Source organism: Candidatus Izimaplasma bacterium HR1 (assembly GCA_000755705.1).
In the GTDB taxonomy this organism is placed as follows: Bacteria; Bacillota_I; Bacilli_A; order Izemoplasmatales; family Izemoplasmataceae; genus Xianfuyuplasma.
In genome coordinates, this window is record CP009415.1 from 698,524 (window position 1) to 713,405 (window position 14,882).

General features: G+C 31.2%; 5 protein-coding genes. 3 read left to right on the plus strand and 2 right to left on the minus strand.

Annotated features, from left to right (window positions below; translation table 11 throughout):
- Positions 1–10 precede the first annotated feature (10 nt).
- Positions 11–2,389 (minus strand): ABC transporter permease, encoded by a 2,379-nt coding sequence (locus KQ51_RS03580; RefSeq protein WP_038468996.1) that lies wholly within the window; start codon positions 2,387–2,389, stop codon positions 11–13.
- Positions 2,390–2,552: 163 nt separating this feature from the next.
- Here KQ51_RS03580 and KQ51_RS03585 point away from each other — a divergent pair, with 163 nt between their 5' ends.
- Both KQ51_RS03585 and KQ51_RS03590 read left to right on the plus strand, forming a co-directional pair.
- Positions 2,553–6,695 (plus strand): hypothetical protein, encoded by a 4,143-nt coding sequence (locus KQ51_RS03585; RefSeq protein ID WP_038468999.1) that lies wholly within the window; start codon positions 2,553–2,555, stop codon positions 6,693–6,695.
- 271 nt (positions 6,696–6,966) lie between these two features.
- Positions 6,967–7,188 carry a hypothetical protein gene (locus KQ51_RS03590; RefSeq protein ID WP_038469002.1) on the plus strand — a complete coding sequence of 74 codons (222 nt, stop codon included), beginning with the start codon at positions 6,967–6,969 and terminating at the stop codon, positions 7,186–7,188.
- Positions 7,189–7,256: 68 nt separating this feature from the next.
- Here KQ51_RS03590 and KQ51_RS03595 read toward each other — a convergent pair whose 3' ends face one another.
- Complete coding sequence (locus tag KQ51_RS03595) at positions 7,257–13,268, minus strand: DUF5011 domain-containing protein (RefSeq protein WP_038469004.1); 6,012 nt, start codon at positions 13,266–13,268, stop codon at positions 7,257–7,259.
- Between the two features lie 409 nt (positions 13,269–13,677).
- Here KQ51_RS03595 and KQ51_RS03600 point away from each other — a divergent pair, with 409 nt between their 5' ends.
- Positions 13,678–14,751 carry a hypothetical protein gene (locus KQ51_RS03600; protein ID WP_038469007.1) on the plus strand — a complete coding sequence of 358 codons (1,074 nt, stop codon included), beginning with the start codon at positions 13,678–13,680 and terminating at the stop codon, positions 14,749–14,751.
- Positions 14,752–14,882: the final 131 nt, after the last annotated feature.

Consider the following 14,882-nt stretch of genomic DNA (forward strand, 5'->3'; position numbering starts at 1 on the left):
TGAGCTCTTTTTATTTTGTGATGTGTTTCATGACTTCAGAGATATTGATTTTGTCATAGTATTTATTAACGAAATAAATAATAGATACAAAGATAATATTTAGCACAATAAAGCCTAGAACGATATTAATAATAGAGATGTCTAGAATTAATTTAAACCCTACACTATCCATTAACATCTTAAGCATATGCTCCAGTAATGTATTAGTAATTGGTATCGAAACAATGTAACTAGCAACCAGTAAGATATAGATAATAGATAAATACTTCTTATTTATTTCTTTATTGTTATATCCTACTGATTTTAGGATTGCTATATTGAATCTGTTGTCAATAAAATAACTGACGAGAATTAGGGCAAATATAAATAATGATAGGACAATAGATAGAGCTATCAAAAAGTCCAAAATGACAGTAGAAATATTTAAGATATTCTTAAACTCATCTAGAGAATTTTGGTAATCAATTCTTGATGTAATAAACGGATCGTCATATTGATCATCCGATACAAATAATCCATTATAATATGTATTATCAAGATTGAAATTTCGATTAAGATTCTCTTTCATTGTATAGAAATTATTTTCAATTAATTCATTTGAAAATCCTTGAATAATTTCTGTGGTTTCTACTCCTCCAACTTCATAAGTAATGGTATCTCCTATTTTTAGAGCTAGTGAAGTTTGCAGATAGTCCGATACAATTATTCCGTCTTCTAATAGATAGTTATTTGCTAAGGAATTGTTAATTAGTAATTTCAAATCATTCTCAGGATTAATTCCGTAAATATTCGTATTTTTGATGATTTTGAGCCTTGTAGAATTGACCTCTATGATTTTTCCGGGTACTTTTGTGTACTCCTCGTAGTTATCAAAATGGTCGGTATTGGTCATATATTGCAAATTTACCATTTCATAGAAGTTGTTTCCTAACTTGGTAGTCTCAATAAATGAGGTGAACATCGAGTTACCATTTAAACCGAATGTAATCATTGTACTAATTGTGATAAAAAGCAAGGTTGTAGTTAGGACCGTTCTGATAGTTGTGAATTTGAATATTCTTAATTTAAACTTATGTATTGTTTTTTCTCTTCTTTTCAAACTTAGAAGAATGAATAGATAGTTAAGTATTGTAATTGCTATAATTGGTAGCAATGTTGTAAGAAGTAATAAATCCACATCTATAATGAAATCTGCTTTTGGGAATAGGTATCTCGAAGAGTAGATATTAAAAAGTTCATTTGATACTAGAAGACCAAGGATATAACCAATTATTGATGTTAATGATATTAATAAAGGATATATTAAAATTGAACGTGTTATTTCGTTATCTGTATAACCTAATGCATGGAGAATTTTAATATCCTTTTTGTTTTTATCAATATACCTTTTCATAAACACAATCAATAGGATTGTTATAAAAGTGATAAATAATGGTAAAAAGATGTTGATAAAAGCATTAGCGGTATCAACTTCTTTTTCTAGTGATATGATTCTAAAGTTAATATCAGCAGGCATGATGATATTAACTAGTTGCATATTCTTACCTAATAAACTTAAATCTCCACTTTGTAGTGTTGAGTATCCGACATCGCCAAGTACTATATCTAAATCACCTTGGACAAAATACTTAGTAAAGATAAATTGATCAAGATCATCAATAGTTGCTTTATTTGTTAGAACTAGAGTTTGATATGCTGGATCAAACGAGATTGTATTCATACTAAATATAGGAAATAAGAATTCAGGTTGATAGTGGAATCCAACAATGTTGTATTCTTTATTATTAATAGTATAGACATCACCAAGTTCGATATTGTTGATTTCTGCAAATTCTGGAAAGATAGATATTTCAAAATTTTCTTCAGGTAATCTACCTTCAACAACATAAGGTATGTTTATTTCTTCGGTTATACTTATAAACTTATAAACAAAATCATTTTCTAATATATTTACGATATGTCCTTTTTCAACTTTATAATCATATCTATCAACGAAATCATTAACATAATTATCTATTAAATTCTCATATACAAGAGGATAATCTTGTATTTTCTCATTGATTAAGAAGTTAAGTTCATTTAAGTAACTAGGATCGTTTCCTGAAAGTGATAGCTTTATAAGACATTCATTAAAGATATCTAGTTCAGTACAAAGTTCCATTACTGTATTCCCGCCAACATAGTTAACATCTACTTCACCCATATTAAAATAAAAGTCTTCAATTTGTTGTGTTTGTAAATAATCATCATAATTAGCATCTAATCTTCTGACAGAAGATTTGACTGCTGTAAAAGTTAAAGTGATGATTATTACTAATAAACAAAGACTTATAAAATTAAAAAGATTAGCTTTTATTTTTCTGAGTTGGTCTTTATAAAGTAACTTCATAATAGTACCTCTATTTAATTATAACTTATTTTAATTTATTTTTGAAATTGTGTTACATTTTTATAATTTTGTTTGATATTCCAAATAATTCATAAAATATTCATAAACAAGGTGTAGAATAGAAGTGAATAAGCAAAAAAAATATAGAAAGAGGTGTAAGATTTTGAAAAAGTTAGTACTTTTATTAGCAGCTTTTGTCTTAGCTTTAGGTTTAGCGGCATGTAATAGGGATATAAGTGATTTACAAGCTTGCTTAGATGACCCTAGTGCTCCTGAGTGTCAAACAGCTTGTCCTGAAGGGCAGGAAATTGTTGGAACGGAATGTTTAGCTGTGTGTCCTGATGGGGAACACAGAGATGGTACAGATTGTGTTATCGATACTATTAATTGTCCTTCTGGGCAACATGAGAACGATGGAATCTGTGTTTTAGATGATACAAGAACACCCGAAGAAGTGGCTATAGATTTTCTTATAGCTAATTATGATGGTGATATGACCTTCCTTTCTACAGCCTTAGTTAACATGCATTTTGAAGAGGCGTTAACTATGACATCGGAATTGAGTTTTGAAGTCACCGAAGATATCGATGAAGTTCATTATATAGAAGCAACAGTAATTGATAGTATTGTTTATGATGAAACAAATGGAGATATGGTAAAAAGAGATATCTCAATTGATGTTGATGGTGAAGTAACAATTGATTTTTCTGTAATATTACACGAAGTGCCTACTGGTGTTCATGTTTATATAGAAGCAGCACCACTTATTGATTTAATAACAGATGGAGATCCAGATATGATTCAAACTTTAAACTGGGTTGGATTTGATAATCAATGGGCAGTATTAGAATTAGATGATTCACTACAAAATGTAGTTGAACTAGCTGTCTTAAAAGATATGGTAGTTGCGTTATTCTTTAGTGAAATGGGAGAAGATTTCTTCATTGAAGTACAAGAGAATTTAATTGAACCAGCAATTGGTTTCGATTTATCGCAATATGATGTCAATTTAGGATTATTAGTTGATTACATTATTGAAGAAAACTGGACTGAAGTAGAAGCGCAAATTAATGGTGTACAATATGAAAACATTCTATTACACATTGATGCTATGTACTTAGCTCCAAGGTTACTAGAAATATTAGAAGAAAATGAAGCAGATTTAGTAACAGCAGGATTTAATGCTGAGTTACTACTTCCTATGCTAGATGTTGCAGAATGGAACCCTACTACCGAAATGTGGGAACCATACTTACCTGTAGATCCTCTAGATGGAACAGAAGCATTCTTCCAAGCAATGGATGAAGAAGATCTTGATGCATTAATTGAAGTTGTTGTAAAACCAATGGCTGAAATGATGGTTTATCAAAAACTTAATAGTGATGCTAATCCTGAATGGTTAGAATCCGACTTACATAATATTTTAGGAATGTATGAAACATTCTTAGATGCAAATTGGCCAGTAGCTAGTGGTTCATTTGTTCTAGCTACAGAGCAGGCAATAATTGCTGCAGATGGTGCCGTTATTTATTGGCAATCATTATCTCAAGATGAGAAATGGGTTATCCACGGCGCTATTGATGTTGGATATCACGGATGGGTTGTTCATGAATTAGAAAATTCATTAGCAAACCCTTGGGAATACTCTATGTTCTTCAGAAGATTTGGAGAAGAAGTTGATCTAGTTTGGTTACAATCAGATTTAACTAGTTTATTAGATGGTAGTGTTTCTTATATCTATGATCATTATGGTTATGATGTTCCCCAATGGCAACTTGATTTAGAAGCTCAAGGTGTATTCGATTGGTATACAACACGTAGTGGAATGGAACGACAAGCAATTGTTGAAGCTTCTGAACATCCTGGATTTGAATGGAGCGATACAGCAATAGCTGCTTTAGAGAGAATTGCTGATAGTCCATGGGAATATGATTATCATATCAGATTCCATGATGAAAACTTCAACGAGTATTGGTTCCAAAATGATGTTATCAATTTAATTAACAATCATACTACTTATTTAATGGATGAATATTCAATTGATGGTTCAGCTTTAATCGCTGCCATCGAAGCTGATGGAATCCTTGAATGGTGGTTAAATGTTGCTTCTGAATTCCAAAGAGAAGCAATTAGAGAAATATCAGGATTTGAAGGAGAATATGGTCCTAATGATTGGGCTGTAGAAAACCTAGATAGATTCTTGCAAGCTCAAGGAGATATATATATATGGTTTGGACGCGAAGATCAGATTAATCAATTAGAAGACTTTGATTATTATGGTGAAATGTATGCAACTGAAATTACTCCTTGGTTAACTGCAAATACATCTTACGTTGGATCTGTATGGTATGATGAAATAGGCGATATGGGATTCTATGAATGGTATATGCAATTAGATATAGGTGAAAAACAAGCATTACATGATAGTTTAGATGCTCACCAATATAGTAGTTATAGATGGCCAGTAGACAATATGATGACTTTAGAAGACGAACCTTATAACTATGATATATGTTGGGGTAACTGGAACTATTGTAACAATGCTGATGATATGACTGAAGAACTTGTTACTTTAGTAAATGATTACAGTATGCACTTAAGTATAGAGTATGGTATTGATGTACCTGCTTTAGTTAATGCTATTGAAGCTTCTGGTGCTGTAGAGTTCTATCTATATGAAGCAGACGGAATGACTAGAGAAGCATTATTAGAAATTGCTGAACAATCATATTGGACATATGAAATTATGTGGACTATTGAAGATATAATTGAAATGGAAGAAGATTTAATTAACTTCTTACAAATTCATGAAGCTGAATTAAATGCAGCTGGATTCAGTGGTACGAGTCACTTAGCTGACTTACAAGCATATGGTATTCAACACTACATGATGAATTATGTTGATGAAACAGATGTAGAATTCTTATTTGAAGAATTTCTATATCCAGTATTAGAAGAATTCCACGCAGCTGCTACAGCTGAAGATCCTGAAATTGTAGAATTCTTCGTAGAAAAAATAATGAATAATCCTCATATGACTGCTATCTTATTAGAAATCGGACCTAACCCTGTATTTGATGAAACTATCATTGCAGCAAATATGGTTGCTATTGATTTCGATATGTTAGAAGCAGAATTTGAAACATTTGATTTTGAAGCATTAGGACAAGCAATTTATGATGGACAAACTGCATATGATCTATATGTAGCTGGATTAACACTTGAACCAAATATCGCTCTATTCTTAGAAATATTAAGTCCTGCTGTATTATCAGCTGAAGAGTATATGGTTTATGTAGATGATTTCAACTACGCAATAGACAATCTATCTTTATTCGATCAATTTATTGATCTCGAATATTACTTAGATGATATCGTAGATGTAACTCCATCAAGAACTGTAGACGCAGAATTATTATTAGAATTCGAAGTTGACGGTATTGCTTATGCACAATTATTTAGTGATATTGTAGATCAAGCTGGAATCTATTTAGAAGGATTCGAAACATTACCATTCCCATTTGATGATGAATGGAACTGTATTGAACCAGTTGATTGTGAAGAACCAGACTTTGCTACAATCATTGCAACATTAACAACTCTAGGTTCAATTGAAGCTCATGCTTTATATGATCCTAATGATCTAACTTGGATAGAACTCCAATTAGATTTAACAGATTTCTTAAACGATCTTGTTGAAGATGAGTATGAACGAATCTCAGATGATTCTGAATATGTTCCTCATGAAGATAATGATGACCTTACAGGTGTTAACGAGTTAACATTCACTGTTACACTTGAAAATGAGTCAGAAATTACTCTTCCAACAAATCCAGATAATGTTAATGAGATTGCTGAAGAATTTGCAAAATTCGCTATGACAATGGAAGCATATGAAATTCTAAAAGAATATGCATATTATTACGAAATGAATCCATCAATGTTAACAGCGTTACTCAATACTGATGTATATCTAGAAGATATTGAGTTTATGTATTTCTCTGCAGCATTTGAACAATCAATGTCATATATTACTATCTCAGTAGATGAACTTAGTCCAGGTGTACCTGACTTAACTACACTAGACTTTGAAGTAGTTCTATACTGGATCGACGGTACTTTAGTACATGACGATGGTGTAGGATTAGAAGAGATATTACCACTATGGTTAGATGGCGAATTAGTTTCTCAAGCGTCATACGATCTAATGGTAGCAGCAATTAATGAAACTAACTGGCATATGATGAAATTGTTCACATATTACTTGTGGCAAGATCTCGAATTTAATAGCCCAGAAATGGACTAGAATTTAAAGGAAAATAAGCATATGGGTTTGCATAATAATATAAACTATGTTATATTAAAGATGCGACTTAGTCGCAACTTATCCCTTACATAGCATGGTGAATAATTATATTATTCACACATCCCCTTCCTTGGACCGGCGAGAGCCGGTTCTTTCCTTTATATAGGGTAAAAACCGCTATTTTTAGCGGTTTTATTTTTAGCTTCTTGAGTCCCCTATTCATAATATATTCACAATTTTATGATATAATTAAATATACGGAGGTGTTAAAATGTTTAAAGGAAGAGATATTGGAGTATTAGGTTGGGTATTTTTAATTTTAATTCTAAATATACCAATTCTAAATGTTATATTTGTTATTTGGGCACTATTTAGTCACCGAGTAAATAAGACTCTTAAAAATTTCTTTACTGCTTATATTATATTTTGGCTATTGTCGTTCTTCGGTGTATTTAGTGTTACATTCGAAAACTTTTCAGGATTATTTGGGTAAGATAAAAGATGTTGCGATTTCGCAACATCTTTTTTTTATGTAAGTAATTAACTTGTGCTCTGTATTGGCTATACTAAATCTGTTAAGACAATAAACTCGTATTCACCAGTTTCAGGCATTATTGCAAAAACTGTAATATATACTTCACCAGGAGGAGCTGAATATACTCCCATTGAATAAGGTATTGGGACACCCATAAAGTCTGTTACTTCAAGACCGTAAGGGAAGTCTAGTGAAACAGTGAAGTCTGTTGGCTCAGTTACAGTGAAGACAAACATATCTGTATCTAAATAATGATGAATAAAACCATTAACCAATATATCTGTTTCAATCGGAACTGCAAGTGGTGGAATATCTCCTTCTTCAGTAAAATCATCAAGTCTTTGTAGTGTGAAGTAGAACTCATCACTATTAGTTATTTCAATCTCATAAGTCATAAGACCTGGTAGTACTAGTGGCATAAGGTTGTTCTCACAACCACCATTACAACTAGTAATATATAGTTCTTCGCCCCCACTTGTACTAATTATGATACTGGCTGTACCTGGACCATAAAAGACCGGTAGGACAGTTATATCTTCTGTTGGTGAGAATGTAAAGGTGTAAGATAGTGATGAGTCTCCGACAGCATGAATTAACTCGCCATACTCAATAGGTGTAGGGATTGTGTCAGAGTAATAATAAGGTAAGATATCACGATATAATGCTTGTTCAATAGTGACTTCACTATTGGCATTTAATCTTAGATAGTAGGTTCCAATTGTTAAGGTGCTTGATGGGTGAACTACTAGTGAAGCGTCTAATATATCAATATCGTACATATCATCAAATTGTAGGATCATTGTTTCTGTGATATTAAATTTTACATAACGATCGTTAACTGTTCCAACATAGTATGATAACTCTTGCCATTTATCTGTTAATTCAATAACAGGAGCTTCTGCTGGATTAGTTGGATAGTAATCTACTAGATATTCATCTAGATAGAAATTGTAGTTATGTACATCTGTGAAACTATCTGGGGTAACGATAATATAATAAGTTCCTGGCACAACATGTAGATAAGAGTCACTTCTTGAATCAAAGATTATATCATTGTATAGAAGTGAAGTATGAACTTCTAAGTACATATCACCATTAGCTTCTATTTCAAATGTTCTCTCTTCAGTTACAGTGAATGATAGATAGTTATATTCACCTGGTGAATTAACTATCATTGTTTCTCTAATGTCAAATTCTGAAGGATTTTGATCATCTGAGGAAACTTCACGACCTTCCAGTGGTTCAAAGAATAGTTGATAGTAATCATCAAGTACACCTGTAAATTCTAAGATATATGTTCCTGCATCTAGTTTGATAAAAGTAATTCCCGTAATTGTTGAATCAAAGATTAGAGTATCAGAATCATCGTATATTAATAGAGTAGCATCTGCATCATCTGTTTCGATTAGATAGTAAGTATCAGTAGGTATTGTTAATTCAAAATAATCAGAATCAGTATCAAATTCTGAATAGTAATAAATGATGAAGCCTATTCCGATAATCTCTTCTGGTGTTTCATAGGTATTGATTATATCAATTGGACCTCCACCACCAGGCAATTGAGCAACATTAACCTCAAAATAATATACGCCATCAAAGATACTATCTATTTCTAAGTAATATACTCCAGGAGTTAAGACATAGTTTGTTACTAACGTTTCTGTACTATCATAAATGTAGTAATCATTTATATAGTTAACTTCTATTTCCGTGGTTTCATAGATTGTGAATGTGTAATAGTCCATAAATCCGTCTTCATCTTCAAATGATTGATAGTGGTAATCAAGGAATATACTTTTAGCTGTTTCTATGGTATCAGGAGCTAACATATAAGTGTGATTTTGAATTTTAAAATTGTAATGAGCAATCCCGTTACCAGAAGCTTCTAAGTAATAAGTTCCCGCTTGTAATAATCTAAATTCATCACTTGATAATGTAGTAATTTCTGTATATTCTGAATCATACAATTTCATTGTGAAAGAGTATTGTTGGAAATATAATAGTGTTTCTTCTGTTAGTGTGAATGTATACATATCTATATCAGCTGAAGAAACACGATATGTCCAAAATCTAGATTCTTCTTGTACTGATAGTTCTTGAGCTTCGGTAAATAGTGGACTTATATCTGTATATGGAACAAATCTTGCAGATAAAGTATAACTACCTTTTAAACCATGAGCTTTGATATAGTATGTTCCTGCAGAAAGCGGAGTTAAGTAATTAAATTCTGTAGTATTAAGTGAACCATCACTATTATATAAGTCAAAACTTCCATATGCGAATGATTGTTCTGTTTGCAGGATTCCATCAAATGGCATTACAAGTTCATACCATCTTTCATCTAATGGATCAACAATTCTACCATGTTCATAGCCTCTATCAATTAAAGTTCTAGCAGTACCGATAGTATTGGTGAAAACCATATTGGTAAAATCATCAATGTATATTGTTGCTCTGAGAGTTCTATTATCAGCTGAAAACTCATAATAAAGAGAAACGCTAATATAGTATGTTCCTGCTTCAAAGAAGTATCCCTCAACAGGATCATAATTAGAGTCATAGAATGCGACTGCAGAATCATAATCAAATAAGAATTCTAGATAAGAATCTTTGTCAATTGTGAATTTAAAGTAGTTATCATTATATAGGTCGTAGAGTACAGGAGTAGAATCTGCGACGATAAGTTCTTTTGCAGTTGCAAAATCAACTCCAGGAGTTCTATGAGACATATTGACAAACTCAAACTCATAAACAATTTCTTTTGTATTTACTAATAGAGTGTAAGTACCCGCTTCAATGAATTTAACATTGCTAGATGAATCAAAATAATGTACAACATTATTATCTTCATCTAGGATGTAGTAATCAACACCATCATCAGAGTCGTCTTCTAACTCATAATAACTTCCTTCTTCTACGATTAACTCATAAACATCAATATAGGAATTACCACTATTGTAAACTGTAATCGGTGCTAAATATTCAAGTTGTGTTGGAAGTATCAAAGTACCACCAATATCTTCGATTGGGTCAAAAGAGATTTCATCAACAAAGAATATACCTTTATCATATGGTATATATTCAAATACATATGTTCCGGCTTCTAAAACAAGGGGGAACATATGGCCATCATCATCATTACATTGATATACAATGGTATTATTTTGATAAACATTTAAGGCATATAGATTATTGATGTAAGCATCGATAAGTGTTGTTTCATCTAAAGTTATTGAATTGTAGAAATTACTTGTTTCATCGATTACATAGTAATGGATGAAATCACTTAAATCTATTTCTACTGGATTATTTTTGTCTAAACTATATCTATCTAAAACATGTGTAGAGTCATAGAAACTTAATGAATAGATGAAGTTATATTCACTTGAACTATCTAATCTAACGGTATATGTTCCTGGTTCTAAATAAATATAATTAGGTTCATAGTGATCGAGACGATTACTGTAGAGTATAGTCTCGTGACTATCATATACAAGATATCCAAATGAACCAGAGTAACTAACTGCTATTTCAACTAGTGTAGTTTCTGTTATGTTGAGTTCGTAATAATGATAATCTCCACCATGATAGTAATACTCATATGGTTCTACGTAATTTACTTGTTGTGGTGTGGTATTGTCGTTTGGACCATTATCATGGAGAATTGTTTCTAGGTGGAGACCTGAAACAGTGTTTCCTTCACCCTCAACTAATACTTTATATGTACCAGCAGATAATTCTTTTATATAGTGTCCATCATCTGACTCTAGGAGAATACTTCCAGAGTATAGTGACATATCAAAGCTATTATAATCATTAGTAGATCTAAAGATTATAATAGTATCTTCAACTAAAGTAAATTCATACCATTTATTGATATTATTACCATTGAAGTAAATATCATAGTCTTGATCTAATAAAATAGGAATTGCTGTATCTGATGTATTGTTAGTAGTTGTAGTTGTTGGTATTTCTTCGATTCTAACAATTGCTTTACCATTATTGTAAATGAATTTCATGTAGTGTGTACCAGGATATAAATATACCTGGCCGTCATTAAAATAAATATACTCTAATTCTGCATTGAAGATTTCATAATTTACTTGGTATCCTTCATTATATAAAGCAGTTAAACTGTAGATACCTTCAGATGGTATTTCAAATTGATACCAGTTATTATTGTAAAGAATATGAGTTTCATTGTTTGTATCAAGTAATAGTGTATCAGCTTGATAAGGTGCATGATTATTGATTGCATCAATATCATTGATTAGTATTTGAGTTCGTGAGATATAATTTGATTGGATTACTCTTATCTTATAGGTACCTGGGGCAAATACTCCAGTGTGTTGGAATTGATTTTGATAGCCACCAAATTTATATAAAATCAAAGTATCTGTCACATCATAAATTTCAACGATATAGTCTGAATAACTGAATATATCAATTTCTAAAGGTCCTGTTATTGTTTGAGTAAATGCAAACTCAGTTTCATAGACACTGTTTAAAATTGTGGTTTCCTTATTAATGTCTATTACAATAGGATTGCTTATTGTAATAGTCTCATCTATATCTAGTCTAATTTGAACAATACCATCAGTATTGTGATATTGATATATCTCAACTTGATATATTCCTTCAACACCAATGAATGTTGTTTCTTCTGTAAAGGATTCAATATTTGATGTAATGAGTGTTCGCCAGCCTAAATCATATATAGAAATATCTAAATGACCAGGACTATTTATAGTCATGGTTATTCTATAATTATCAGGAAATGCTAATAAAGTATGAGTACTAGCATAAAATGTGGTACCTCCCATTAGGATTAAACTACTTGGGAAAAATACTTGGCTCATATTTAGAGAATCGTATACAATGATTTCGACAGATCCCATATTAGTTGAAGTATAAGTACTTCCTATTACCATTGTATCAACTACAACTGCAGCATCTGGAGTTACCCCGATTTCTGTAAAAGCATCATTGATATCGTAATCTAGACCGTGTTCTAGGTAGATTCGATTTATGTATCCATCAATAATTTCTACAATATGAACAGTCCTAGTTATAGTTGTGGCCGCTAGGCCATCACTATCGGTAACATTGTATTCTAGAATATAAGTACCAGGAGTACTAGTATCAAGTAACTCAGTTACTAGTAGTTCTCCAGAAAGATTACCATCTTCTAAATCAGTGACGTCAGCCCCTAATTCAGTATAAGGTTCTCCAACTAAGATACTAACTTCAGAGTCACCTGTTAAAGAAATAACTGGAGCTTGATTAACATGTGGGTTTATTACTATAACAGTTCTTGTAACTGTTGTAGCAGCTAAACTTGTACTATCTACTACATTGTAAGTAATGTAGTAGGTACCAACAAGGTTATTATTAACAGTACCAGTTATTACTATATCATCAGTAATATCTCCGTCTTCATCGTCTGATGCATTAGCACCTGGGTCGGTATATGTTTCACCAACATTGATTGTCAGTGGATTGTCACCTAATAAAGTTATAATTGGATTGTCATTTACTTCATTTACAGTAACATTTCTAGTTGCGGTATCAGAATTACCTGAACTATCGTCTACACTATATACTATTGTATAAACTCCAGGTGTTGTATTATCGACATTATTCACAACAGTAATATCACTTGTGATATTACCATCATAATTATCAGTAGCAGTAGCACCACTATCAATGTGGGTTTCACCCACAGTGATGATGTCATCACCTGTTATTTTATCAATAACTGGATATGTAGTATCAACTACTGTTATAGTTCTTGTTAAGGTTTTATCATCACCTTTAAAAGTATAAGAATAAGTGATTATATAACTACCTAATGTAGTGTGATCTACACTACCGGCAATTGTTACTTCATCGTCTTCTGTAGTTCCTTCTTCAACGTACGAAGTGCCTACTTCCAAAGTAATTGTTGCTTCTCCGTTTAATTCTGGTTCAACTGCATTACAGGCTGTGAGAGTAGTTATTGTGAGTATACCTATAAGTAAAATTGCTAATTTTTTCATAGTATCCTCCTATATATTTTAAAAAACAAAAAAGGTAAAACGAATGTTTTTACCTTTTAGTAGTCCTTTGCTGTCCTTATTTATATTATATTACAAAAAGGCAATTAAAGTAATCTAAATTTTGACTATTTTGATAGAAATCTCGTAAATCTGAGATATCTTCTTGCACTATTGTTCTTGCAAACATTTGTGTTTGCCTTTCTATATAAATGCGTGTATAATCATATGTGTTATGTAAAGAACAGGATGATAGAGGACATGGGGAGTACTGTTATAGTGCTCGAATTGCGCTATTTTTTTATGGGATATTTGCATATTAGGTAGTAAAAAATGCAAGTTAATCTTTAACTATATTAAAAGATATTTAATTATGTTAAAACATTTATATATTAAATATGAGGTGTTAGAAATGAAAAAAATTACAATTCTTTTTTTAAGTGTTATTAGTGCTATTCTATTAGGTGGTTGTGAGAATAATCCACCAATTATTGGTGACTCAAATTTAGAGTCACATTTTAACACAATAGGTGCTTTAGATACTTATACAATTAAGTTTGAAGTAGATAAGAATATTCAAGGCTCAAGTACTACAAATACTAATTTCATTTACGTTGATAACGTAAATGATACATTTGCGGTTTCTGTTTATGATAAAGAGGATTATTCTGTATTAACAACAGACTTAGTATTTGAATATGAAGATGGTAAGTTATATAACTATATTTACAATGATGTTTGGATCAAACACGAAATTGATTCGAAATTGTTGAATTTTGTAGAATTTGAGAATACTGTGTTTGAGTATTTTAAAAATGCTACTACTGAGAATATTGATGGTAAAATCATCTATTCAGCTGATATATCTATTAATAATATCAAAGATAGTGGTTATACTGCTTTAGGTGGTAATACATCTAAAGAGTATTATGATATTGATATACCTATCACAATCACTTTTTGTACAACAGAAGAGAGATTTGTAAAATTTGAATTAGACTTTAAACCTGTAATGGAAGCAATGAATGTTGATCAAGGTATCGAAACATTAGAAGATGATTATTGGAAGGTTTCTTTCGAATATACGAAAATTGACGAAAGTTTCGAAATAGTAATTTCGGATTATATATTTGATGATTTTATTGATGATTTTGATGAAGAAGCATTCATTGGAATGACTGAACTTTATTCTTTTGAATTAATCAAAGGATGCGTAGATTATAATGAAGATAAGGATTTACTAAAAGTTGAGTTTGAAGATTCAGGATTATATCAATTATCACTAAGATCATACGAAGAAGTAGATGATTTAGTAGTAACAATATTAGATAGTAATCATAATATATTTAGAACGTTTATTTTAAACAGCAAGGACTCAGTAACGAGCTACTGGAACTATACTAGAGGAACATACTATGTTCTTGTTTCAGGGAATTTAAGTGACTGTTCTTCTGCAGACTATAGTTTGCTTTTTATGAGTAATTAAACAATTAGCATTTACACATTGTTAGTGTAAATGCTTTCTTTTTAATTTATTAAAAAGGCTAGGATTATTACCCGTTTTTGTGTATAATATACAGTAGTATTGAAAACGATTTTTTAATTGAAAAAATTTAC

Excerpts from the sequence above, each read along its gene's own strand:
- KQ51_RS03580 (WP_038468996.1), bottom strand. The coding sequence starts at position 2,389 with ATGAAGTTACTTTATAAAGACCAACTCAGAAAAATAAAAGCTAATCTT.
- KQ51_RS03590 (WP_038469002.1), top strand. The coding sequence starts at position 6,967 with ATGTTTAAAGGAAGAGATATTGGAGTATTAGGTTGGGTATTTTTAATT.
- KQ51_RS03595 (WP_038469004.1), bottom strand. The coding sequence starts at position 13,268 with ATGAAAAAATTAGCAATTTTACTTATAGGTATACTCACAATAACTACT.
- KQ51_RS03600 (WP_038469007.1), top strand. The coding sequence starts at position 13,678 with ATGAAAAAAATTACAATTCTTTTTTTAAGTGTTATTAGTGCTATTCTA.